The following is a 23,482-nucleotide window of genomic DNA, read 5'->3' as shown; positions in this document are numbered from 1 at the left end:
AGAAGAGTATACTCTACGTTCTTACTGAGTATGTTCTGTGTGCTAGCATTTGCACAAGGTAAACAGATTACAGGTGTCATTAAAGATGGTACAGGTGAACCTATGATCGGTGTAAATGTATTAGTCAAAGGTACAACAAATGGTACTATTACTGATTTTGATGGAAAGTTTGCAATCTCAGATGTGAAAAATTCCGACGTGCTTACTATTACTTATGTAGGTTATGTTCAGCAGTCTATTCCCGTAGGAAATCAAACTACGTTTAACATTATCTTAAAAGAAGATACTGAAACATTGGACGAAGTTGTGGTTATCGGTTATGGAACTGTTAAGAAACGTGACTTGACAGGTTCTGTTGCATCAGTAAGTAATGAAACTTTAACTGCTAATCCTGTATCAGATGTATCTCAGGCTTTACAAGGAAAATTGGCCGGTGTATCAGTTGTTTCACAAGATGGTCGTCCAGGTGCAGAAGTTTCTATCCGCGTTCGTGGTGGAGGTTCTATTACACAGAGTAATGACCCGTTGTTCATTGTAGATGGATTTCCGGTAAGTTCTATTTCTGATATACCGGCAGATCAGATTGAAACAATCGATGTATTGAAAGATGCTTCATCTACAGCTATTTATGGTGCTCGTGGTGCAAATGGTGTAATTTTGGTTACTACAAAGGGAGCGAAGACTGATAAGCTGTCTGTTACTTATAATGGATACGTGCAGACAAAGGCTGCAGCTAAAACCTTGGATCCGCTTAGTGCACAAGATTACGTGAAGTATCAGTGGGCATATGCTGATGCATTGGAAAGAACTGGTGGTGCTGTTAGTGCTGATGGTGTAGCAAAATACTTTGGATTGGGCGCTGCCTATGGTAATCATTTTGCTGACTATGCGAATGTGGACGTACACGACTGGACTGATGATGTGTTGCGTAATGCTATTGCACATACTCATAACCTTTCAATTTCAGGAGGTAGTGAAAAAACAAAATTTGTATTAAATGTCAACTATCTGAATGATGAGGGTATCAAGATTAATTCAGGTTATAACCGTTTCAATACATCATTGAAGTTGAATCAGGAACTGTTGAAAAACCTGAAATTAGATGTTGATATACGTTATTCTGAAGACCAGACAACTGGAAAAGAATCTTCAACAAACGGTAAAGGTTCTTTATTATCAGGTGCATATCGTTGGCGTCCTATTGATAATCCTTTGGGTGATCCTAATGCATTCGGTGGATTTGGTTTGGGAGCTGATAACGTTGATGCTTCTTATGGTAGCCCGGTTGATTGGACTAACGATGTTCAGAACATTGCAAGAAAACAGCGAGTAAGAAGTATAGCTGCTTTATCATGGGATATTATTGAAGGTCTGACTTTACGTGCTGAAGTTGGTGCAGGCCGTAACTGGGGTGAAACTAAATATTATGAAAGCGGTTTGACTCAAGGTCATAAGGTAGCAAAACTTACTCGTAGTGAAGGTTATAATTTGCGTAATGTAAATACGTTGAATTATCAGGTTCAAGGCTTGAGTGATAAACATAGCTTGTCATTCTTGTTAGGTCAGGAAACTATTGTTTCTAAATCAAATTCAACTGAAATTGAAGGTCACGGATATCCAGCAGGTTTCGATTTTGATCAAGCTTTTGGTATGATTGATCAGACAGACAAGAGTCTGGCAAAAGATAAGTTTAGCAATTCAATCGGTACTCCTGATAAGACTGTTTCTTTCTTTGCACGTGCTAACTATTCATTGTTGGATCGCTACTTGTTGACCGTTACATTCCGTGCCGATGGTTCTTCTAAGTTTGCTCCGAATCACCGTTGGGGATACTTCCCTGCAGGTGCATTAGCTTGGCGTCTTTCTGATGAATCATTTATGGAAGGTACTCGTAGCTGGTTGGATAATTTGAAACTTCGTTTGTCTTATGGTATGGCAGGAGCTGATAATATTGATGCCAGCCTTTGGAGAGAAACATGGGAGTCTACAACTGTAACTTTCAATGGTCAGACTTATTCAGGATATAAACCTAGCGGTATGCTTTCTAATCCTGATTTGAAATGGGAAACTACTATTTCAAGAAATATCGGTCTTGACTTCGGTTTCTTTAATAATCGCCTTTCTGGTACCATTGATGCTTATTGGAATACGACAAAAGACTTGTTGATGTGTATCCCTATTGATGAAACTACAGGTTATTCATATCAGTATCAAAATATTGGTCAGACCTCAAATAAAGGTATTGAAATTGCTTTAAACTATGATATTCTTCGTACTAAAGACTTTACATTAGGAGTTTCTGCAACTTATAACTACAACCACAATAATATTGACGAACTGGCTGATAATATCATTGCACAGTATGGTTCTCAATGGGCTTCTAGTGCTACAACTCCGACTTATGATTATGAATTCCGTGAAGGAAAGCCTGTTGGTTTGATTCGTGGATATATTTGTGATGGTTATTATACAACTGCTGACTTCAACTATGATCCGGCAACTAAGACCTATACCTTGAAACCTGGAGTGGCTGATTTGGGTAATCAGGTTGGTAATTATCCTAGCCATTATAATTTGCCAGAAGGTCAAAAAGCATTCCCTGGTGCTGTTAAATTGCGTGACTTGGATGGTAATGGAGTCGCAGATACAGAAGACGTTGCTGATTTGGGTGAAATCACTCATCCTCATACCGGTGGTTTCAATTTAAACATGACATGGAAGGATATTGATTTCAGTGCCGGATTTGCATGGGCAGCAGGAGGTCATGTATACAATGTAAACTCTTTGATTAATATGTATGGTAATAAAGATACAGGTGCAGGTGCCAATAAATTGGAGTTCATCAGCGATTGTTATCAAATCTATGATATTCAGAATGGTGAATTGGTTCCTGTTGTTGAACCGGATGCATTGGATGCATTAAATACTGGTGCTAAATATGGTGTTCCTTATATGGAAAACGGTACAGTTTTATCTACATTTGTTGAAGATGCTTCATTCTTACGTTTGAATACATTGACTGTTGGTTATACATTCCCGAAGGCATGGACCAAAAAGATTGGTATGCAGCGTGCACGTGTTTATGCAACTGCTGGTAATTTGTTCACAATTACAGGTTATTCAGGTATTGATCCGGAAGTTAATGCCGATCCGAATAAGAGTACAACAGCTGCCAATACTGGAAACTACCCGTTGTTAGGTATGGACTATGGTACATATCCTCGTGCAAGAACATTTACATTTGGTGTAAACATTACATTCTAATTAAATAATCTGTTAACTAATCAATAAAACGCAATGAAAAAATTGTTATATACATATCTTGGTATTGGGCTATTAATGCTCAATATGACTTCGTGTGAAGATTTCTTGGATTCATCTTCACCATCTGAAGCAACTCCAGACTTTGTTTTTGGAGATATTTCGACTGCACGAGGTGCTTTGATGGAAGCTTACGAAAAATGGCGTGCAAAAGCTTATGTGCATGCTAATGGCTTGTTTTATGACTTGGTGGTTTGTGGTTCTGACTCAGAGCGCCATCCTGAAGGTTATGATGCACAAGCACGTCATATCCCTGAAAACTTATATTACGGCGGGACTTCTAATTATGATATTAATTCGGGAGGAAATAACGGTGTAAATGCGTGGCCGGCTTTGTATAGCATTATCGCTACATGTAATACACTTTGTAATGCTATTGAAGGAACAGATACTTATAAGGATATAGAAGCAGGAACAGGATCGGTAACTGAAATGACTGACCTTTACGGACAGGCTGTTGCTTTGCGTGCTACAGCTTATCACGAGTTGCTTCGTTTTTGGGGAGATGTGCCTCATAATTTGGAACCAGGTGTAGCTGCTGAAGGCTTGACTCCGCGTGATCAGATTTATGAATATCATATCAATAAACTGATGCAGGTTGAACCTTATATGTATTATTTGGGTGAAAATGTCGGTGCTGATGCAAGTATGATGACTCGTAATTATGTAGATGCATTGATTGGTCGTATGTGTTTATATGCAGGTGGTTATTCAACTCGTCGTACTGATTTAGGTGCTGATTTTTATAAGAATTTGGATGGAAACGTTTTGAGCTTCGACAAGTTAAATACTGTGGATGCTAACAATGCTTTCTATGGTCGCCGTACTGATTATGAAAAGTTCTATGAAATAGCTGAAAGATACTTGCAGAATTGTGTGGATAATCCAGGAACAGCTGCATTATGTACTGTAGACCCTCGTGCTGCAGGTTCTAATGGTCAAGCATTTGGAAATCCGTATCAGTATGTATTCCAGCAGAATGATAATCTGGTTCTTTCATCTGAAAGTATTTATGAAATACCTGAAACAAGAGGTGTACAGACTGAACGTCCATATGCTTTCGGACGTCCTAGCTCAGCTGGTGGTTCTAATAACTATCCATGTAAGAACTATGGTCAGAGCCGCTTCCATCCTACTTACTATTATGGAGATTTCGATCCGAATGATATGCGTCGAGATGTAACTTGTACTGTTACCGGTACAGATGGAAAAAATGGTGTGGAAAAACTGTTGCCATTTGTACCAGGTTCACAAGCTAATGGTGGTGGTATCGCTAATAATAAATGGGACGAAAACCGTCAGCCTGAACCACGTTGGGAAAAACAGCGTCAGTCTGGTATCAATAATCCGTTTGTACGTATGTCAGATGTTATCCTGATGTTAGCAGAAGTAAAGGCTGAACTGGGTGATGAAGTTACTGCTAAACAGTATTTGTCAGAGGTTCATAATCGTGCATTTGCAACTCCGGAACTTGCTAACCTTGATGGATTTATATCTAAATGGGGAGGTATTAAAGAAGCTATTCAGCAAGAACGTAAGCTTGAATTTGGTGGTGAAGGTCTTCGTCGTTATGACTTAATTCGTACTGGAAAACTTCCTGAAGCAATTAAGAAATTGAAAGCAGATTTAGCCGCTATGGTGAATGGTTTGAAAACTAAAGGTTATTATACATTCGAAAATGGAAATACTATTTCATTATATGTATGGACTAAGAGTGTAGATGCAAAGGCTCAGTATGGCTACCGTTTGACTACCCAGTGCACAGATGAAACTGATCCAGTGATGTATCCGGGATGGCGTGGTGTATTTGACGACTGGGAAGGATATACTGGCAATTCAATCTATTCAGCAAATCCTGGTACAAACTTGGCTATTCAAGGTTTGTTTAAGCATATTGAACCGGGTAGCGCTGAGGCTAAAGCACTGGAAGCTGATGGTTATACAATGGTTAACTGGGGTAAGGATATTCTTGATTATGAATCAGACTACTCGGATTATGTATTCCGTGGCTTTGTAGACGGTGAAGCTCCTATTTACTTTGTACCGTTCCATAGCTCTATCTTGGAAACTTCATTAGGTAAGATTACCAATGGTTATGGATTCAAAAATAATTAACCAGTTACTGATTGAATGATTTTTTGATTTACAATTAAATCGCATGAAGAGGATGTGCCGGAAGTTGTTCTGGCACATCTTTTTTATATCCTTCACTCACAAAAACTGTTGAATGTAACAAATGGACTACTAAATGGTAACATACTGTCTTTTGTAATGGAAGGTTTTCTTTTATTTTTGCTGTTGGGTAAAGGTTGAAAAGCAGACTGTGGAAGAATGTTTTTCTGCCAGATTCAACAATTAAAATAAAAACTAAGGACATATGAAAAACACTATTTTAGGGTTGGCATTTTGTGCAGCATTACCAGTTTTTGCACAACAGAAAGCGACAGTTACTGTTCATCCGGATCAGGGAAAACAGGTTATCAACAAAGAAATTTACGGACAGTTTGCCGAACATTTGGGAACTTGTATCTATGGTGGCTTATGGGTAGGAGAAAATTCTTCCATTCCCAACGTGAAAGGATATCGCACAGATGTACTTGAAGCCTTGAAAAAGTTGAAGGTCCCCGTGTTGCGCTGGCCGGGTGGTTGCTTTGCCGACGAATATCATTGGATGGACGGTATCGGACCGCGTGAGAATAGACCGAAGATGGTGAATAACAATTGGGGTGGAACGGTAGAGGATAATAGTTTCGGTACGCACGAGTTTTTGAATCTTTGTGAGATATTGGGCTGTGAACCTTATATAAGTGGCAATGTAGGTAGTGGCACTGTAGAAGAACTGGCTAAATGGGTAGAATATATGACTGCTGAACAAGGTAGCCCGATGGCGAAGTTGCGCAAAGAAAACGGTAGGGAGAGGCCTTGGAAAGTAAAATATATCGGAGTAGGAAATGAAAGTTGGGGATGTGGAGGTAATATGTATCCGGAATATTATTCCGACCTCTATCGCCGTTATCAGACTTATTGCCGTAACTACGGAGGCAACCGTTTATATAAAATCGCTAGTGGAGCAAGTGATTACGATTATCGCTGGACAGAGGTACTGATGCAGAGGGCTGCACAACAAATGGATGGACTTTCTTTGCATTATTATACTGTAACAGGATGGTCGGGCAGTAAGGGATCTGCAACAGATTTTTCAACAGATGATTATTACTGGACATTGGGAAAATGTCGTGAGATTGAGGATGTGATAAAACGTCATATTGCTATTATGGATAAATATGATCCGCAGAAACGTGTAGGATTGATTGTCGATGAATGGGGAACCTGGTGGGATGAGGAGCCAGGTACTATATCCGGACATCTGTTTCAGCAAAATACATTGCGCGATGCTTTTGTTGCTTCGCTGACATTGGATATTTTCCATAAATATACAGACCGGATCAAGATGACCAATATAGCTCAGATTGCCAATGTGCTCCAGTCTATGATTCTGACAAAGAAAGATAAAATGGTACTGACTCCTACTTATCATGTGTTCGAAATGTATAATGTACATCAGGATGCTACTTTTTTACCTCTCGATTTGCAGTGTGAGCGTAAGATAGTGCGTGGCGACCGGATTGTCCCGATGGTCAGTGCGACAGCTTCACGTAATAAGGAAGGCGTTGTTCATATCTCGTTGTCGAATGTTGATTTGACCGAATCTCAGGATATTACTTTATCTTTGGGAGATATGTCGATTAAATCGGTTACAGGACGTATTCTGACTTCGGAAAGTATTGACGACTATAATTCATTTGAACATTCGGATGTGGTTGTTCCTAGAGATTTCAAGGGAGCCAAAATCCAGAAAAATGGATTACAAGTCAAACTTCCGGCTAAATCAATTGTAGTATGGGGCATAGAACGAAGCGGTTTTTTCAATGATCGGGGAAAATGGGCGAAAGGCTTTGAGAACCAAAGGGTTTAGGTGTGGTCTGGAAAATGGGCTGAATATTTCGAAGCGGTTTTTTCCTTTACATGGGCTTACATCTGCTTTACGTTTGAGGAGCTTTTCTTCGGATCTCCGGGCGATTGCTTTACATTGGGCTTGCAGATGGGGCTAAAACGGCCTGGAAAGGCTTTGTTTTCGGCTGTGTGGCTGTTTTATGGCTGGGTTGATGGATTTTGTTATATGATGATGTGAACGGCTGTGTGGCCGTTTTTTTGTGCATATTTTAAAATGTAATGCCTTAAAATTCTTCCAAATAAGCATTATTTGGTATATTTGCAGCATAATAGAAACGAATATGGCAAAAGTGATTCATGTGCATTTGCTGCATAAAATAGACGGGACGAAGCAGAAAGACTGGTATTTCAGCAGTATATCGGCTGTTTATACGGTTCTGACGGCAGATCAGGTGGGAGCAACCAAGAACTACCTGCTTCATGCCGGGCTGTCTGGTAACGGCACAATATGCACGAAAAAGGCTATAATTAAGCAATCTACGCTCATTTCGGGCGGTAGTAAGGGCAATGGTTAGAACGACATAATAACGCCGTTAGAAAGGCTTGTAGGCGTTATTTCTTTGAATGCTGATTGGGGAGCTTATGGCTCCCCTTTTTTATGCCCTTACGGGTGGTAATTTAGAGTTTAGGGTTACTATTACGGTTACTGTTTAGGGTTACTACTTTAATGAGTTTAGGGTTACTTTTAGGGTTACTTTTTCGGATTTTGTAGGGTTAGCCCGAAATAGGAAAGAATGTAGCAAAAGTAAATAAGTGCCGTTTTTCGCTGTTTTCAGATAGGAAAAACGACACTTATTTTATCGATACACATTATATATATAGCGCGAAGCCTTTGATTTACAGTTGTTTTGCGTCCTGATACTCTGTAAATGCCTCTAAAAGTGTGTGCGTGCGTCTTATTGTGCCTGTTGGGTGATATGACGCATGTGCTTCCTCATTAGAAGAACTTGCTGATGCTTCCAATGACTTCAAAGACATTCATGATGCGTGATTTGTCGAATTCCTGCTCATCGTAGTCCTCTGTATTAATGGGAATGAAGCGCAACTTGCTTGGATCCGGCGACCTGCGCAGGATTTTAATGGTACGGATAGTGTCCAGTACCACTGCATAGATTTCTCCATACTGGATGTCGTTGAGTGTGCACTGTCGCAGGGCGATGATGTCGCCATGGTTTATTTTGGGCTCCATGGAGTGGCCGGTGACATTGCACCAGAGGCTGGCTTTTTCGAATCCCCTTATTACGATGTTGGTGGCGGGTATGTTTACCTGAGAGTTGAACACCTCATCGAATCCCCCAATAAAGTCCACATCGTAGTATGGTGTGCCGACAGATGGGTTCATGGATGTGGTAGGCATGAACGAAGGATTGGCTTCGTCTATTGTTTTAATGCCGTTCAAATCATCTTTCAACATGCTTCCTGCACCAGTAAGCAACCATCCTGTTGAATATCGGGGATAATTTTCAACTATTATACTAAGCCATTTGGCTTGAATGTCGGTCCCGTTATTGATTGCTCTTGAAAGCACGCCTTTACTTGCGCCAATAGTTCTTTCCATGGCGCCAATAGTTATCCCCTCATTGGAGGCTATTTCTTGTATTCTTGATAAAATATTGCCCATAATTGAAAATTATCCCCGTTTTTATTTCTAGGGTTGAAAATTATCACTATATTTGCAGCGTGTTTAAGATGTAAACAGCGCGCCAAATATACAAAAAAGGCGTGTGATTAGCGAATTTTAAGGATTAAAGTTAATGAAAGAAGAATTGATTTTGAAGGTGAAGCCGGAAACGCTGGATAGCCTTATAAATGCTTTGGTTGATATAACCAGTGAAATGAAAGCAGCTGCACCCGACCCGCAGGTGCGATTCGGGGATGAAGTTTATATGACTTGTCTGTGTCTGGAGAATACGGTATTGGGCGCTATTCGACAGGTAGAGCTGAAGAAAAAAGAGGGCAAAGAGATTGCCGGATAACTGGCAGCCCGGAAAGACGGGCAGGGGCGGCAGGCACGGACGGAAAGTTGGTAAACCGAAATGAGAAAGCGTAGAAAGCCGCAGGGGTTCGATTCCCCTCGCCCCACGATATTAACCTCTAAAAATTAGATTTATGGCAAAGAATTTCAATCAAGGGAGAGCTGAACGCCAGTTCAAGCAGAAGCTTCGCACGATGATAAGCAGTGCGGCCCATACACAGAACATTGCCGACCAGACTATGGATTTGGCCGGACAGTTCATGACAGAGGATGCGATCAGCAACTCGAATGCCTACCGGGTGATAGAGAATGTGAGCTGTGCGTGCGAAGAAGCCATGCAGGTGCTGATTGAGGAACTGAAAAAGGGAACACGCCTTTACGAGATACTTCCGGATGATTCGGATGACATCAAGCGGAAAGCTATTGAGGAATTATAAATAACGACTAAAAAGCAAGCGATATGAAAGGATATATTTTAAACGATTACGAACGGTCTATCAGTATAAAGAATCTGAAAAGTATCATAGGTACTCCTATGTACAAGAAACTTGCAGCAGGGACTCTTAGATTTGGGGCTTCAAACAATGGGAAAGGCGAACGTCTTGTCTTAGTGGATAGCATTCCTTTGAAATATATGAGCCAAGAAGCGAGAGCGGCTATCCTCTTCTGTTCGGAGAGAATGGTTCAGCCCGTAATATGCGCGAAGAACAAGAAAGGTCCCCGGGCTTATCGTAAAGAGAGGACAGTGACTGTGCTATCTGAACCAGCGGAGGTAATTGCCGAAATTCGTCAACTACTATACCAGCTTGAATGCCAAGTGCCTGAAAATAGATTCCCCGCATCTCACATTCCTCATCAGGGTGATACCAGTGAGTATTCCGCTTGCACTCGAAGCCGAGCGGAAGCAGGACATCGATTATTTTCTGCGCAATGTCATTGCAAATGCTGTCGGTTATCTTGCCCTCTGTGCGATGAGGGTCTATTATAATGGAAATTTCAAGTAAGAACATGGTGTTACCGTTAATAAACAGCGGTAAAGATAATAATAATTAAAGGAATTGATGTATGAGAAAGCAGATTTTGACAGATAACGAGACAAAGACCTTCCTGATGAAGACCTTTAAGTGCAGCCGTCAGGCTGTGTGGCAGGCACTGAATTTTGTCCGTGACAGCGACCAGGCCCGCCGGATCCGTACCCTTGCCCTGAAGCGAGGCGGTAAACTGACCGACGGGAACTTCATCCCGAACTGCGAAACCACCTTTGAAGAGTGCGAGAAAACCATGACCTGCACCTTCGGTCCCCGTGTAAAACTGGTAGTCCACCGGAAGACCAACGATGTGGCCGTGTACGTGGACGGAAAACGGACCGAAACCTACCAATGTGAGTTTGTATCAGACTTCATGCAGCTGCAGCACGAGACCCAACAGATGGCAGCCGCCTTATAAACAGAAATGAAATGGAGTATTATGGAAAGATATTGTGCATATCCTACAATGACCTGACCTACGACGACCGACCGGTGATGGTGAACGGGAAGGCTGACTACAGCAGAAGCCGCACGCTGAAAGGCGTTCATCCTTCCACTCTTTCCGAAGAAGAACTTGCTCCCATCCTGTCGGTACCCAATTACAAGAAATTAGCGGCAAAGAAAGAAATCAACGTAGTGCGACCCGGCAAGGGGCTTGGAAGTTATGCACTGGTAGAGATAGCGACCATGCCACTGCGGTTTCAGGAAAGGATAAAACTAAAATACGGAGATATGAAAGAGGACATAATCAGAAACTGGCTCGGCAGCCATTACCACATTGATGCGAAAGCCCGGGAATTCTACACCCGGTTCCGCTTTGACAACGGTGATGCCCTTCCGCCGGAACACATCCAGGAATATACGGTGAATGCTTCGGTGATTGAAGCTGTGATGCGTGCCATGGAGGATGCCACCTTTATGCGGAAGGCGATGAAGGCAGGACCGGTGAACTGGGGCGAACTGGCAGGAGCTATCAGTTACTATCAAGCAGAGTTCGGTCATACCTTACCTGTGAGTTCCAACCGCTTCAAGAAGCGTGTGAATGACTTCAAGGCCAACGGCTACGAAAGCCTTATCAGCCGCAAGTTCATGAACCAGAACCGAAGGAAGGTGACCTACGACATTGAACGCCTGCTGCTGAGCATCGATGCCCAACCGGAGCAGCCTTTCAATACCACTGTGTGGGAGCAGTACAATCTATTTGTACAAGGAGAACTGGAGCTATATGACCCCGAAACCGGCGAGGTGTTGAATCCGGCAGACTTTACCGACAAGGATGGAAATCCGCTGGTATTGAGCCCGGCTACGGTAGCCAACTACCTGAACAACCCCAAGAACAAGGCCCTCAGAGCCAAGCTTCACATGAGCCAATGGGATTTCAACAATGCCTACCGCCCCTACCATTTGCGCAGCATCGGTGAGTTCTCATTGAGCAAGGTGAGTCTTGATGACCGCGACCTGCCTCGCCCGATGAAGGACGGCAACCGTGTGAAAGCCTATTATGCCTACGATGTGGTGAGCGGCGCTGTGGTAGGATATGCCTACAACCGGTACAAGACTACCGAGTTGTTTTTGGACTGTATGCGAAACATGTTCCAGACCCTGGACCGGAACGGCATGTATATCCCCGCCGAGCTGGAAGTGGAACACCACCTGGTAAGTGATTTTGCCGACGGCTTGATGCAAGCCGGTACCGTTTTCCCCTTGATCCGCTGGTGTAACCCCGGGAACTCTCGTGAAAAACGTGCCGAGCATAAGAACCGCGAAAAGAAGTACGGCGTGGAGAAACGCACGCAGGTAGGTATCGGTCGCTGGTGGGCCAAGCTGGAAGCCAACCGCCCGAAGGAAGAGAAGGTGTATGACGAAAAGAACAACACCTACAAGGTGAAGGCCTACAGCTATGAAGAACTGGTAGCCGATGATATACGCGCCATCCAGACCTTCAACGCGCAACCTCACCCCAACCAAAAGCGCTATCCGGGCATGAGCCGTTGGGACGTGCTTTGCGCCCACCAGAATCCGAACCTTGCACCTTGGGACAAGGCCGTTCTTTACCGGTTCATCGGGCAGCACACCGAAACAACCATCCGGCAGAACACCTACTGCACGGTGATGTACAACCAATACGGACTGCCCAGCCCGGAAATCATCGAAAAGCTGGAGCCGAGGAACTACAAGGTAGATGCCTATTATCTGCCCGATGCCGACGGAACCATCAACGAGGTATATATCTACCAGAACGGACGATATATCGCCACCTGCAAGCCCGTAGCCCGTTACAATGAGAATACAGCCGAGCAGACCGAGTACGACAAGGCAGCCTATACCGAACAGTCCAAGTATGTAGCTCAATTCGACAAGATGATGAAGGACGGCAAGATTAAGCGTGTGGGCATCCTTGCCAAAGAGGAAGCAAAGCTGATAACAGAGGTACAGGCGGAAGCCGTTCCCCTTCCTACCCAAGCCGAGGAAGAAGATTACTCAGCCTATATGGACATCAGTGCCTTCGAGCATGATGCAGTAGCCAAGATATAATTAACGACGTTAGAACGAATTTAAAACAGCATTCAAATGGAAATAACAAATGAAGTAAAGCAGCGTATTGTGGCAGCGATAGCCGCCGACCGTGAGAATTACCCCAGTGACAACCGTCATGCTACGGCACTGGGCATAGCCCCCAGTGTGTACAATACCATCAAGCGGGGCAATTATGAAAAGCAGGTCAGTGATGCCAACTGGGTAGGCATAGCCCGAAGACTGGGCGTACAACTGCGTACGGAAATGCCCTGGCAGGCAGCACAGACCCCGACCTATGTGTTTGTGAGCAAGCAGCTGGAAGTGTGCCAGGGAAGCGGGCTGAGCGCCATCCTGTGCGATATGCCCAATATCGGCAAGACCTTTACAGCGAAAGCTTACGTGAAGCAGCACAAGCACGCCGTATATGTGGACTGCAGCCAGGTGAAGACCAAGTTGAAGCTGATACGCTACATTGCCAAGGAATTCGGCGTGACCAGCAACGGACGCTACAGCGACGTGTATGAGGACTTGGTAGCCTACCTCCGCACGATAGATACGCCCCTGGTTATTCTGGACGAAGCCGGCGACCTGCAGTATGAAGCCTTCCTTGAACTGAAGGCCCTGTGGAACGCCACCGAGCGCTGCTGTGCGTGGTATATGATGGGTGCAGATGGGCTGAAGGAAAAGATCAACCGCGCCATCGAAGGCAAGAAGGTGGGTTATACCGAAATGTTGAGTCGCTACGGTGACTCCTACAGCAAGGTGACCCCAGACGATGCGCAGGAACGCGAAAAGTTTCTGAAGGCACAGGCTGCCATTGTAGCCAAAATCAATGCCCCGGACGGTGCCGACATTGCCAAGATCGTTCACAGCACCGGAGGCGGCTTGCGGCGCGTATATACCGAAATCGAAAAATTAAGGAGGATGCAAGCATGAAACTGAAAAGAGCCTACAGCCCCGGTGAGGTGCTGAACATGAAAATACCCCGGTATGAATTTACCGGGGATTGGCAAGCCTCGATAGGTAACCCTGCCAAAAGCGGCGTGTGGATTATCTGGGGTGCCAGCGGGAACGGAAAGAGCAGTTTTGTGATGCAGCTGGCCAAGTACCTGTGCGGCTTTGGACGCGTGATCTATGACAGCCTTGAGGAAAGCACCGGCCTTTCGTTCCAGATGAGTCTGAAACGACATAAGATGGATGAGGTGCGCAAGCGGTTGGTTATCCTTGACCGCGAGTCGATGGAGCAGCTGGAGGAACGTCTGCAGCGCCGGGGCAGTCCCGGCATTGTGATTATCGACAGCTTCCAATACAGCGGCTTGAACTACAAAACCTACAAGGAGTTCAAGGAACGTCATCCCAAGAAACTGTTTATCTTCATCAGCCATGCCGAGGGGCTTCATCCGGCAGGTAGAAGCGCCCGCAAGGTGGAATATGATGCCGATGTGAAAATCATGGTAAGCTGTTTCAAAGCCTGGTGCAAAAGCCGCTTTATGGAGCGGCCCGGTGAGCCCTACGTGATATGGGAAGAAGGTGCTGCCAAAACATTGAAGGACGATAATATGGAGGATTATTTGAATGATGGAATGGGAGAATAAGCTGTACCAGATACTCCTGAAAGAACAGGAAGCGGAGGCCGTGGTGGACGATTGGGTAGAACGTAACATACAAAGCGACCTCCGTCTGCGCAGGACCAAGACAAAGGGACACGTAGTGATAGAAACCAGGGATGTGATGTTTGCTCGGAATATTCAGGTATGGCATCCGTCCTGCCAAATAAACATTAAAGATTTGAAGTGATGGAAAAGAAAGAAGAAAAGAAAGTGTGCTGCATCTGCGGCAAAGAGTATGAGGGCTACGGATACAATCCGTTCCCGGTGAAAGAAGAAGGCTGCTGCTGCCAATCGTGCAACTACAGTGTGGTGGTTCCGGAACGGTGGGAACGACACAAGGCTTTTCAACGTGGTGAAGCGACCGGTGCCGGGAAAGTGTACATCAGCGGAGCCATCGCGCACTATGATATGAATGAGCGCAAGGAAGCCTTCAGCCGTGCCGAGGAGAAACTGATGGCACAAGGCTATGATCCTGTAAACCCTTTCAGGAACGGATTGCCGGATGAAGCTCATTGGAGAGCCCACATGCGGGCCGACATTGCCCTGTTGCTGGCTTGTGACTATATCTACATGCTGAAGGACTGGGAACTGAGCAAGGGAGCCAAACTGGAGCTTGACGTAGCCAGTTCGTGTGGCATTAAAGTATTGTTTGAATAACCTTTTAATAGTGAATGTATGGAAGAAAAACAGAAAGTTCAGGTCGTATTTGAATTTGACCGTTCCGAGTATGACGCGTATCTCTTTTTGATGAATCAAAAGAAGACGAAAGAGGTAGAGCAAATATGGAACACCATGAGCGGTGAGCCTGTGGTTGCGGATATTGATTTGTTTGAAGAGGACAGCCAGTCTGTAAAACTTATGATGATAAGTTTGGCAATTCTTTCAGTGGAGAAAAAAGTGAAAGGATGATATGGCACAGGAAGTAACCAATTTCGCCCGGTTCTATGCATTGTTCAACAAACTGCCTTATCAGGGCGATCGGGAGGAATTCAAAAAACAAATCGTGCTGCAGTACACGTGGAACCGGACAGACAGTCTGAAGGAAATGACGGCCAAGGAGTATGAAGTTTGTTGTACTGCTCTGGAGAAACTGAGCGGACAAGACGAATGGCGGCAGAAACTTCGCGAGGAACTGCGACGGAAACGCAGCGTCTGCCTGAAGCTGATGCAACAGTTGGGTATAGACACCACCGACTGGAACCGGGTGAACGAATTCTGCAACAACCCCCGGATAGCCGGCAAGCCCTTTGTTCAGGTTAGTACAGCCGAGCTGGAACAACTGGCCATCAAACTGCGAGCTATCCAACGAAAAGGAGGTTTAACCGATAAATAGAGCAATATGGATAAAAAAGCACATGAAGCGCTTGAGCGTATAAGAAAAGACGTGACCCTTACGACATCCGATATGGAGAACCAGGATGCAGCGGAGTTTTTCAACGAACTGGCCGACTGGGCGTATGCCAATGGGGAGGCCATGCTGATAGACGATGAACCGGAAAAGCAGGATGATTATGAGGATAGATGACCAAGACAAGCTGATAAAAGCGGGGTTCTGTATAATACGAAAGGATGATTATCCAGGCCCGAGGATAAAGATGTGTACCGGCATAAACGGTGGCTGGAAGACATACAAGAAGTTTGAAACCAAAGCAGAAAGAGACAGGACATTCGCTTTGCTGCTGAAGGATGACAAAGTAATAGCTGATTAACAACTAAAATGATTTAAAATGGAAAAGAACAATCAAAGTGTGGACATCAAGTCCCTGAGTAAAGAACAGCGAGCAGCCCTCATGGCCCAGCTGCAGCAAGAAGAGAAAGAAGACCGCATCGCCCGTCGTGAAACTTACGAGGCATTACGCGGTGAGTTTATGCACGAAGTAAAGACCAACGTTCTTGAGATGGTGAATACCGTGACCGGGTTCCGCGGATGGCTGGAAAAAGAAGCCGATGCCTTTACCAAGGTGATGAAGGAATACGGCCAGGTGAAAAGCGACGAACAGCGCAGCTATACCATTACGGACGGAGACTTCCGTCTGGAAGTGAAAAGCAACAAGGTGAAAGGCTTCGATGAACGAGCCGACATGGCAGCCGACCGTCTGATTGACTATTTGAAGCGCTACATGCAGAACAGCGAGAAAGGTTCTGATGATCCGATGTATCAGATGGCCATGACCCTGCTGGAGCGCAACAAGATGGGCGACCTGGACTACAAGAGCATTTCAAAGCTGTATGAACTGGAAGATAAGTTCGATGAAGAGTATGCAGACATCATGCGCCTGTTCAAGGAAGCTAATGTAGTGCAGCGCAATGCCACCAACTACTACTTCAGCCGCCGCAACCCTGAAAACGGCGTATGGACCCGCATTGAACCCAGTTTCTGCCGTTTGTAGCCGAAACCCGTTAACCCTATAAACAGAAAGCGCCGCAGTTGTTATAATTGCGGCGCTTTTGTTCTTAAAATAGATGGAAATCAGTTATTTTTGTAAGAGAAATAAAATGTATGGGCAAAGGACGGGATAAAGAACTGATCAAGCTGCGTGACGAGGCACTATGCCGTCGTTACTACTATTGGACAGAAATACAGCGGTTGCGGTTCGACGATGCTTTAAAAGTGTTGTCGGAGCGCGAATTCTTTATATCCGAGGAACGTATCATGACCATCATCCGCCGGAAATCACGTGAGGGAACAGACTACAATCTGAAGCCTGTTCCCAAGGTGAAAGCCCCCCGTCTGACTGCCGCCCAGCTGGAACTATTCCCCATAAGATGACGGCATGGCCGATTCATCGTGCAGTGTGAATGAGAACGTCATTTCATAGACCTTGATGTAATGCGGCATGGCATACGAACGGCTTTTCTCGCGTACCAGCGGCGAAGCGTTGTCCGTGCATTGCAGACACTGCAGCGACTTGTATAATTTCTTGGCCAGCTGCTGCCTTTCCCTCACCTTGTCATACGTGCCGGATGCGTAGCTTGTATCGTCGTAACAATCGATGGCCAGCCGGACGGTCAGTGCGGATTCGCTTTTCTGTGCCCCGTATCCGAGGTCGTGCCAGTCGGAGTTTGTATTTCCGATTAATACACAAGGGAAAGTGACCGGGTACTGGTCTTCTTCTGCTCCCATTTCCAATTGTCCGTAGTCCTCGTCGATGAGAGAGAGTTCCGGCATTTCCTGTGCAATCTGTTCCATGATTGCGATAAAAATTTCGTCCATATCGTTATTGGTTTAAAATGTTGGTAATTTCCTGGTCCACCTTTTCCCGGATACGCCGGTTCAATTCTTCGCTTTCGCCCATGAACTGGCGCTGCGGGATGCGGATGTGCAGTTTCTTTTTTTGGGTAAGCGCCATGTTCCTCCAGAACTGTGCCTGCGGATTCAGTTCCTTCGGCTTGGAACGTCGTTTGACGCGTTTCTTTTGCCCTGTGCCGGTTTTTTTTCTTTTTCCCGAAGCCTTGTAGAACTTGGCCCATGCAAAGCGCCTCATGCGGTCTGTGACGGTGACATCGATTTCCCCGCCCCAGTTGTTGATGGGTGCATAGACCACCTCGTTGAATACCCTTACCCGGTAGTCTGCAGGTGTATATCCGACCGATTTGAACAGATGTTTCCTGCCGGAGAGCAGCGTTCCATAATTGCTGGCGGCATCGGAACCTCCCGAGGACAGCCGTTTGGCTTTGGGCCAAGGGTGAAGACCGCCATTGACAAATCCACCCTGCCGGAAGTTATCCTGAAAATGGTCTTTGGCCATTCGTCCTACCATGACTGGCATTTTGCGGCGCATCATACTGTCCAGCCTGTCACGTTTCCGCTTTATCATTTCCGTAAAATCTTTTATGTCCATAATCATCAGTAATTCAAGAATAATTTATAACTTTGCAACCGAGGCTTCCAATATGCCTTTTATGCGTTATGAATATACCGGAACAAGTAAAGAACGAGGCCCGTGTACTTATTGAGCAATACGGTGACACCTTCGAATACCTTGGTATTTATGAAGGCCAGGAAGCCTATGTGTTCAAGTTTCCGGGGGACTCCTGTACCGGTTATCCTTTCGTCTATCTGTATGACGGTAAAGACGCAACCGAAATAACCGGTCCGTTATCCCTTGACGTTATCGATTCATGTATCGAAAATATCGAGGAAGGAGACATCGAATAGCTTATTGTCAATTCTCAGGACTCCCCTGCAGTTGTGGGAAGTCGCAGCTCCTATTTCACATAAATATTTTACGTCTTTCCATTCCATTCCTGAACCGGCAGAATTATCGCTTTGGGGTTCGATATACCTTAGTTCACCATCCGCAAACCGTTGCAGGATTGTAGCATGACCTCCTCCACTTTTCCAGCCGATGCACAATTCATACACGCCTTCTTCCTTACATACCTCATTGAAATACTCCATGTACCTTTTAGGGGTCATTTTCAGGTATCCTTTGTGCGCAAGCCAGCTGTTTATACTTATATGTTGCGCCGGAGTACCGTCGGTGTTTTTCCAGACTTCAAAAGCACGTCCATTACTCAGATATTCAAGTTTAGACCCTGCGACATTGCCTTTGGCGGTAATATCCCATCCACGTAATCGTAAAGCGTATGCCGGTGCGCAAGTCTGGCAGTTGATACTGTATGGAGTATCCCGTTTTTTATCGTAATCGCTGTTCTTCCGGTATCTGTTTCCCCTTTTATCGCGGTATATTCCTTTGGAATCCAAAATATACTCTTCCACATGTTTGGGATTTGCATTCTGTTTGTCCGCCTTATCCACATCCATAGGTTTTCCTTTTTTGATTTTAAGAGCCTTTTCCATTTCGAGGTTGTTCCGGGCAATGGCCATTTTTTCCTCCCCGGTAAGGTAGTCCGGCATTTCCGCAATCATCTCGTCAATACGGGCCATAAGTTTATCCACCGCTTTTTGGGCACCCTTGTGGGCTTCTGCCTGATATGGATGATTGTCGGAAAACAGTTTGCCGTCCGTTCCCGGATTGTTATCCAGTCCGGGCTGGGGCTTGTTCTTGTCGTCTTCGTCCGGAAGTGGTGTCGGCTCCTCGTCGGTGGCAGTGAGGTCGCACTTGCAGTTCCACCGGTCGCCCGGTCGGTGGATGTTCCAGAACGTGTCATCAATCGGCCGGATGGTATTCCAGAACGGGCGGTGGTCAGCCCCCGGATGAATGGAGGTGGACGGTAGCCATTTGAGGTTGGGCAGAATATCGCGTTCGCGCAGGAACTGTTGCCAGTCAGCCGCCTGATGCGCCCGGATGACCGCCGTATCATACTCCGTCCGCAGCCAGTGACGAACCTGATGGGAAGCAATGGGCAAGACTTCCTGTACCCATTTGTCGAACGGTTTTAAAATGCCGTTTGAATCCAATAAAAGTCGTGCCATGTCATTCTGCATACGATGTACCTTGAATGCCGAGAATACGGCATTGTTCCGGAGTATGGCATTTCTGAAATCCTCGTCCGGAGTAATGGCCTTGGATTTGCTGAACCCTTCCTTTGCCGCCTTGTCCATCTTTGCCCATATTTCATTGAACAGGTTGATTTCGATTTCGGTTGCCGGATGAAAGTCCCTGCTGTATATGTTCAGCAAGGCACGCCGCAGCACCTCTTCGGAGAAGTCAAACTCCATGGAGATGCTGCCATTATCAGCCGTATACAGTCTGTCGACTACCAGTCTAAAGCTGCCCCGTCTGCCGGGGCTTTCACGAAAAAACCTTTGAGCCAGTTCCGGAAGTTTCTTTTCTGTTTCGGTGTCGGTTCATCATCCCGTCCCTTATTCGCTGGCTCCGGCTCCTTCTTCGGGCTTGGAATCTGGTCGGCTTGTTCAGCCGTCTTTTGTTCCGCCTTCAGCTGCTCGTAATTGGCCGGTTTGTCGATACCGAATTCCTCATAGAGATAGTCGTCGTCGATGGGGATGTTGAAGTTCTTCTTCAGCTGCGTGAGGATGGATATTTTGGTACCGGCATCCGTTTCCTTCGGTTCGGGGAAACAGAACGTACCCCCTTCGGTGTTGATGCCCATGCGCAGCAGAATGTCCGTCATGTCGTAATTCAGCACGTTGAGCACGTACTTCCGGTCGGCCTCCAGTACCTTGTCCTCTACTTTCTTATGAACCGTACCCAAAGCCTGCGTGCCTTTTTCGGACGATTCGGTGGTCAGCGTATTGCCCAGTATCAGTTTGGAAATTTCGTTGTTGCACCGCTCGCAGAGGCGTTCATAGACATCGGCAGACCCTGTTTTGTTTCCGGCTTCCGTGAGTTTGAGTTCCGTGTCCTTGGCATGGAAGAACTGCGCCAGACTTCCGGCATTGGCCGCATCCTCCATGGCCCGCTGGCGTGACTCGTCGTCGTCGGAATCATAGATATATTCCTGGATAGGCATGCCGAATACCTCGGAGAACTGTGCCCAGTCGCCCGTAGTGTTACGTTTGTAGATGACCCAAGGTGCAGCCTTGGCCAACAGCCCCAAATCGGACGGTGAACCCACAAACAGCAGGTCGGTATATTCATTCCAGGAATGGCCGGTAATGTCCGTCTGGTGGCGCAGGATGAGTTCCCTGACCGGATCCACATGCTTGCGTGGTACCAGGTCATAATCCACCCACTCCTGCAGCTTGTAGAACTGGCAGAGCGAGAAGCCCCAGAATTTCGCATCAAGGATGTCACCCACCAGCCGGTTGAACCAGGGCGACTGTATCTGTTCGTTGATTTTATCGTCGGGCTTCCCGTCCACCCGGAATTCCATGTTGGAGCACAGCACGGCATTCTTTCGCTTTTCGAGCACACAGGAAAGGTGGGTATCCATCAGAATGTCCTCGTAGAGGTCATAAAGTTTGTAACGTCGCGAGAAATCGACATTCTCGGCCACCCTTACGGCTGCCATGTAGTCGGAAATGTCCAGCCCGAAGCGTTTGGGCTGTGTGAGCACAATCACATTCGGTCTCTTTTGTCCCGGCAACGTGAAGTTTCCCCCTACGGTGATGATGCCGGCTTTGTTGTTTTTTCTGTTTTTCTTTTTCATGATGCTTGCTTTTTACCAGTGGTTCGTTCGTTTGCGGTTGCTTTGAATGCGGAAATCCGACCTGCCCGCCCTTTGTTCCTCGGGCAGCAGCGGAGCCCCTTCGATTGAAATGTCCTCGTCGGCCACCGCCTTCATCCATTCCACCGCCCGTTCGTAACGATCCTTGCGTACCTGGGAAAGTTTCTGCGGGTTGTGGATGCAGAAGATGTGATAGACCGCCATGTCGATGACCATCATCAGCACGAGCTGGTTACGGTTCTCGCCGGTGGCTGCAAAAATCTTGTTGCAGTCGTAGCGTTTGCCCAGATAACACCGCATTTCGGCAATGGCCCTGTCCTCGCAAACCTCAATGACCGTTTCGTCTTCGCGAACCAGTGCGTCGAGGATGTCTCGGTGGATGCTCGCATCGTAATCGGTAAGTTCAACAAATTTGCTCATAGTCCTATTGTTTTAGAGTTGTCATAATCTTTTCTTATTCCGTTTTCTTACATCCTTCCGTGATCGGAATACGGGCGGTTCAATGCGCCTGATCAGTTCGTCAATGATACGGTTCGCCCCTTCGACCGCATCCGGTCCGTCGGCCGGATAGCGCATGGTCAGGGTGAACAACTTGAATTGATCCTCCAGTTCCTTCATGTGCGGATTGTCCCGTTCAGCCTCGTTGAGGATGAGGTTCCCCTCGCGGTTGAGCGGTTCAAGGTTGGCCTCGATGCGCGTAGCCTTGTCCGTCTTCTTCTCCTCGTCGCCCCGGATGAACAGCGCAATCTTCTGTTCGCGGCGTACTTTTGCCACCAGCGGTTTGAACACCTGTTGGAAGAAAGGGTCCTGCAGCTTGTTGTTCTCCATGTAGCAATAGACATTGGTCTTGCCCCCGACAAATTCAAGCATCCGGACATACCAGTCAATGAACTCCGCATTGAGCGCCTGTGCCAGGAAAGTCTTGATGACGTAAAGCCTGCCACCCAATTTGCCACAGAGCGAAACCGTCTTGAAGGATTTGCCTTTCTTACCCTTGCTTTCGCCCGGTGCCGGGTCGCCATACACCACGAGGAACTTGAATTTGGAGAGTGCCGGAACCTTGCCGTATGCAATGTTTTCGAATACCTCTCCCACGGAAATCGGGTTGTTGAAATATTCTCCCTGTGCCGCCTTTTTGGATATTTTGGACAGTGTGCGGTCGATGTCCTCTTCCGAGTTCTTTTCCGGCCATGTGGAAAAACCGTTTTTGTCGCGGATGTTCACGATGTCCCAGGAGTCGGCCATTTCGCCCGCCCTCACCACGCAGCAGTCCTTGGCGATGATGTTTCCGCAGAAGATGACCAGTGTAGGTTCGGAAATGGACCTTGTGGGATACAGCGCATTTTCCCACCAGTCCCAGCGCTTCTGGATGATGTCCGGGTTCTTGGTATCCTCGTCCGTATCAAAGTCATCGACCAGCAGTACGTCGGGACGTATGGCCTCGTTTCGCGAACCACGCGGAGATTGTCCGGCACCCAGTGCGCGGAAAGAGACCTTCCCTTTGGTGGTGAATTCATCCTCGGTCCATGAGCCCGGCAGTTCCTGTTTGCCGTAGTATGCCATGATGCGTCCGTTGGCTTCGAGATTGGCCCGGTAGGGATCGAGCAGGCGCACCGCATTGTCCTTGCTGTTGGAGGTCAGAATCACATTCTTTTTGCGTCCGGTAAGCGTGAGATTCATGACGATGAACATGGTGACGGTGGATTTGGCCAGCTCACGGCTCCAAGAAAGCACCTCAAACCATTCATCGTGTGCAATGATCCGCCGGATAGCCTTTTTCTGGAAGTCGGCAAATTCATATTTGACATAATTCGGAAAAAAGAACTTGATCCATTCTATGGGATGTTTCTCAAGATATTCCCGGTGTTTTTCCCGTTCGGCTGCCGTCATGTTCCTATCGACCGGTGTAGCCCTTGCGATGTCTTCTTTGTACTTCTCCCAATCGAGGAGAGCGAGTCTGTCAGTCTGTTTCATTGTCTATC

Annotated in this window: 28 protein-coding genes; 19 read left to right on the top strand and 9 right to left on the bottom strand. The window is 46.3% G+C overall.

Annotated features, from left to right (window positions below; all coding sequences use genetic code 11):
• Together BACCOP_RS17010 and BACCOP_RS17005 are read left to right on the top strand one after the other, a co-directional pair.
• Positions 1 to 3,264 (top strand): SusC/RagA family TonB-linked outer membrane protein (locus BACCOP_RS17010; RefSeq protein ID WP_040312213.1); only part of this gene is annotated, 3,264 nt, incomplete at its 5' end.
• Positions 3,265 to 3,297: 33 nt separating this feature from the next.
• Positions 3,298 to 5,436 carry a RagB/SusD family nutrient uptake outer membrane protein gene (locus BACCOP_RS17005; RefSeq protein WP_007571303.1) on the top strand — a complete coding sequence of 713 codons (2,139 nt, stop codon included), beginning with the start codon at positions 3,298 to 3,300 and terminating at the stop codon, positions 5,434 to 5,436.
• Between the two features lie 34 nt (positions 5,437 to 5,470).
• Here BACCOP_RS17005 and BACCOP_RS20805 read toward each other — a convergent pair whose 3' ends face one another.
• A complete protein-coding gene (locus BACCOP_RS20805; RefSeq protein ID WP_007571301.1) occupies positions 5,471 to 5,698 on the bottom strand; it encodes a hypothetical protein in 228 nt (75 codons plus the stop codon).
• Between BACCOP_RS20805 and BACCOP_RS17000 the strand changes: the two genes are divergently transcribed.
• Positions 5,699 to 7,297, top strand: coding sequence for an alpha-N-arabinofuranosidase (locus BACCOP_RS17000; RefSeq protein WP_007571299.1), 1,599 nt, complete (start codon positions 5,699 to 5,701; stop codon positions 7,295 to 7,297). It begins immediately after the preceding gene.
• A 319-nt stretch (positions 7,298 to 7,616) separates the two neighbouring features.
• Positions 7,617 to 7,850, top strand: a complete 234-nt coding sequence (locus tag BACCOP_RS16990) for a hypothetical protein (RefSeq protein WP_007562558.1) — start codon at positions 7,617 to 7,619, stop codon at positions 7,848 to 7,850.
• 422 nt (positions 7,851 to 8,272) lie between these two features.
• Here the strand turns inward: BACCOP_RS16990 and BACCOP_RS16985 are convergent, their stop codons facing one another.
• Entirely contained in the window at positions 8,273 to 8,956 is a 684-nt protein-coding gene (locus BACCOP_RS16985; protein WP_007562554.1) for a S24 family peptidase, read from the bottom strand.
• A gap of 133 nt (positions 8,957 to 9,089) precedes the next feature.
• Between BACCOP_RS16985 and BACCOP_RS16980 the strand changes: the two genes are divergently transcribed.
• Both BACCOP_RS16980 and BACCOP_RS16975 read left to right on the top strand, forming a co-directional pair.
• Positions 9,090 to 9,311 carry a hypothetical protein gene (locus BACCOP_RS16980; RefSeq protein ID WP_007562553.1) on the top strand — a complete coding sequence of 74 codons (222 nt, stop codon included), beginning with the start codon at positions 9,090 to 9,092 and terminating at the stop codon, positions 9,309 to 9,311.
• A gap of 133 nt (positions 9,312 to 9,444) precedes the next feature.
• Positions 9,445 to 9,747 carry a hypothetical protein gene (locus tag BACCOP_RS16975; RefSeq protein WP_007562550.1) on the top strand — a complete coding sequence of 101 codons (303 nt, stop codon included), beginning with the start codon at positions 9,445 to 9,447 and terminating at the stop codon, positions 9,745 to 9,747.
• Positions 9,748 to 9,966: 219 nt separating this feature from the next.
• Here BACCOP_RS16975 and BACCOP_RS20735 read toward each other — a convergent pair whose 3' ends face one another.
• On the bottom strand, positions 9,967 to 10,320 hold the full coding sequence (locus BACCOP_RS20735; protein ID WP_040313125.1) for a hypothetical protein: 354 nt from the start codon (positions 10,318 to 10,320) through the stop codon (positions 9,967 to 9,969).
• Positions 10,321 to 10,375: 55 nt separating this feature from the next.
• Here BACCOP_RS20735 and BACCOP_RS16965 point away from each other — a divergent pair, with 55 nt between their 5' ends.
• From BACCOP_RS16965 to BACCOP_RS16910, 12 genes are all read left to right on the top strand, one after another.
• The gene (locus tag BACCOP_RS16965; protein ID WP_007562546.1) at positions 10,376 to 10,756 is read left to right on the top strand and encodes a hypothetical protein; all 381 of its coding nucleotides are present in this window, start codon (positions 10,376 to 10,378) and stop codon (positions 10,754 to 10,756) included.
• A gap of 11 nt (positions 10,757 to 10,767) precedes the next feature.
• Positions 10,768 to 12,873, top strand: coding sequence for a hypothetical protein (locus BACCOP_RS16960; protein ID WP_007562544.1), 2,106 nt, complete (start codon positions 10,768 to 10,770; stop codon positions 12,871 to 12,873).
• Between the two features lie 36 nt (positions 12,874 to 12,909).
• Positions 12,910 to 13,791 (top strand): AAA family ATPase, encoded by an 882-nt coding sequence (locus BACCOP_RS16955; protein ID WP_007562542.1) that lies wholly within the window; start codon positions 12,910 to 12,912, stop codon positions 13,789 to 13,791.
• A complete protein-coding gene (locus BACCOP_RS16950) occupies positions 13,788 to 14,450 on the top strand; it encodes an AAA family ATPase (protein ID WP_007562540.1) in 663 nt (220 codons plus the stop codon). Before BACCOP_RS16955 ends, BACCOP_RS16950 begins: the two co-directional genes overlap by 4 nt.
• Complete coding sequence (locus tag BACCOP_RS16945; protein ID WP_007562538.1) at positions 14,431 to 14,652, top strand: hypothetical protein; 222 nt, start codon at positions 14,431 to 14,433, stop codon at positions 14,650 to 14,652. Before BACCOP_RS16950 ends, BACCOP_RS16945 begins: the two co-directional genes overlap by 20 nt.
• Positions 14,652 to 15,122, top strand: a complete 471-nt coding sequence (locus BACCOP_RS21580) for a DUF4406 domain-containing protein (protein ID WP_007562536.1) — start codon at positions 14,652 to 14,654, stop codon at positions 15,120 to 15,122. Before BACCOP_RS16945 ends, BACCOP_RS21580 begins: the two co-directional genes overlap by 1 nt.
• 18 nt (positions 15,123 to 15,140) lie before the next feature.
• Positions 15,141 to 15,374, top strand: a complete 234-nt coding sequence (locus BACCOP_RS16935; protein ID WP_007562534.1) for a hypothetical protein — start codon at positions 15,141 to 15,143, stop codon at positions 15,372 to 15,374.
• Position 15,375: 1 nt separating this feature from the next.
• Entirely contained in the window at positions 15,376 to 15,798 is a 423-nt protein-coding gene (locus BACCOP_RS16930; RefSeq protein ID WP_007562532.1) for a hypothetical protein, read from the top strand.
• 6 nt (positions 15,799 to 15,804) lie between these two features.
• On the top strand, positions 15,805 to 15,990 hold the full coding sequence (locus tag BACCOP_RS16925) for a hypothetical protein (protein WP_007562531.1): 186 nt from the start codon (positions 15,805 to 15,807) through the stop codon (positions 15,988 to 15,990).
• On the top strand, positions 15,977 to 16,174 hold the full coding sequence (locus BACCOP_RS16920; RefSeq protein ID WP_007562529.1) for a hypothetical protein: 198 nt from the start codon (positions 15,977 to 15,979) through the stop codon (positions 16,172 to 16,174). The genes BACCOP_RS16925 and BACCOP_RS16920 overlap by 14 nt, the downstream gene beginning before the upstream one ends.
• An 18-nt stretch (positions 16,175 to 16,192) precedes the next feature.
• Positions 16,193 to 16,855, top strand: coding sequence for a DUF3164 family protein (locus BACCOP_RS16915; RefSeq protein ID WP_007562527.1), 663 nt, complete (start codon positions 16,193 to 16,195; stop codon positions 16,853 to 16,855).
• A 110-nt stretch (positions 16,856 to 16,965) separates the two neighbouring features.
• Positions 16,966 to 17,235, top strand: coding sequence for a hypothetical protein (locus tag BACCOP_RS16910; RefSeq protein WP_007562525.1), 270 nt, complete (start codon positions 16,966 to 16,968; stop codon positions 17,233 to 17,235).
• On the opposite strand, the gene BACCOP_RS16905 is transcribed toward BACCOP_RS16910, so the two are convergent.
• Positions 17,218 to 17,679 carry a hypothetical protein gene (locus BACCOP_RS16905; RefSeq protein WP_007562523.1) on the bottom strand — a complete coding sequence of 154 codons (462 nt, stop codon included), beginning with the start codon at positions 17,677 to 17,679 and terminating at the stop codon, positions 17,218 to 17,220. The genes BACCOP_RS16910 and BACCOP_RS16905 overlap by 18 nt on opposite strands.
• 4 nt (positions 17,680 to 17,683) lie before the next feature.
• On the bottom strand, positions 17,684 to 18,307 hold the full coding sequence (locus tag BACCOP_RS16900) for a hypothetical protein (protein WP_172772470.1): 624 nt from the start codon (positions 18,305 to 18,307) through the stop codon (positions 17,684 to 17,686).
• 68 nt (positions 18,308 to 18,375) lie between these two features.
• Between BACCOP_RS16900 and BACCOP_RS16895 the strand changes: the two genes are divergently transcribed.
• Entirely contained in the window at positions 18,376 to 18,624 is a 249-nt protein-coding gene (locus tag BACCOP_RS16895) for a hypothetical protein (RefSeq protein ID WP_007562519.1), read from the top strand.
• On the opposite strand, the gene BACCOP_RS16890 is transcribed toward BACCOP_RS16895, so the two are convergent.
• Genes BACCOP_RS16890 through BACCOP_RS16875 form a run of 4 tightly spaced genes read right to left on the bottom strand, consistent with a single transcriptional unit; the run spans position 18,586 to position 23,474 of the window.
• Positions 18,586 to 20,091 (bottom strand): toxin glutamine deamidase domain-containing protein, encoded by a 1,506-nt coding sequence (locus BACCOP_RS16890; RefSeq protein WP_007562518.1) that lies wholly within the window; start codon positions 20,089 to 20,091, stop codon positions 18,586 to 18,588. The two genes, BACCOP_RS16895 and BACCOP_RS16890, sit on opposite strands and share 39 nt — an antisense overlap.
• A 38-nt stretch (positions 20,092 to 20,129) precedes the next feature.
• The gene (locus BACCOP_RS16885; protein ID WP_007562517.1) at positions 20,130 to 21,482 is read right to left on the bottom strand and encodes a phage portal protein family protein; all 1,353 of its coding nucleotides are present in this window, start codon (positions 21,480 to 21,482) and stop codon (positions 20,130 to 20,132) included.
• A 12-nt stretch (positions 21,483 to 21,494) separates the two neighbouring features.
• Entirely contained in the window at positions 21,495 to 21,920 is a 426-nt protein-coding gene (locus tag BACCOP_RS16880) for a phage protein Gp36 family protein (RefSeq protein ID WP_007562516.1), read from the bottom strand.
• Positions 21,921 to 21,941: 21 nt separating this feature from the next.
• Positions 21,942 to 23,474: a hypothetical protein gene (locus tag BACCOP_RS16875; protein WP_007562515.1), complete on the bottom strand. Its 1,533-nt coding sequence runs from the start codon at positions 23,472 to 23,474 to the stop codon at positions 21,942 to 21,944.
• Between the last annotated feature and the right edge of the window lie 8 nt (positions 23,475 to 23,482).

The organism is Phocaeicola coprocola DSM 17136 (assembly GCF_000154845.1).
GTDB lineage: Bacteria > Bacteroidota > Bacteroidia > Bacteroidales > Bacteroidaceae > Phocaeicola > Phocaeicola coprocola.
Note: the sequence above shows the minus strand (reverse complement) of the source record. Positions and strands in the feature narration are given on the sequence as shown.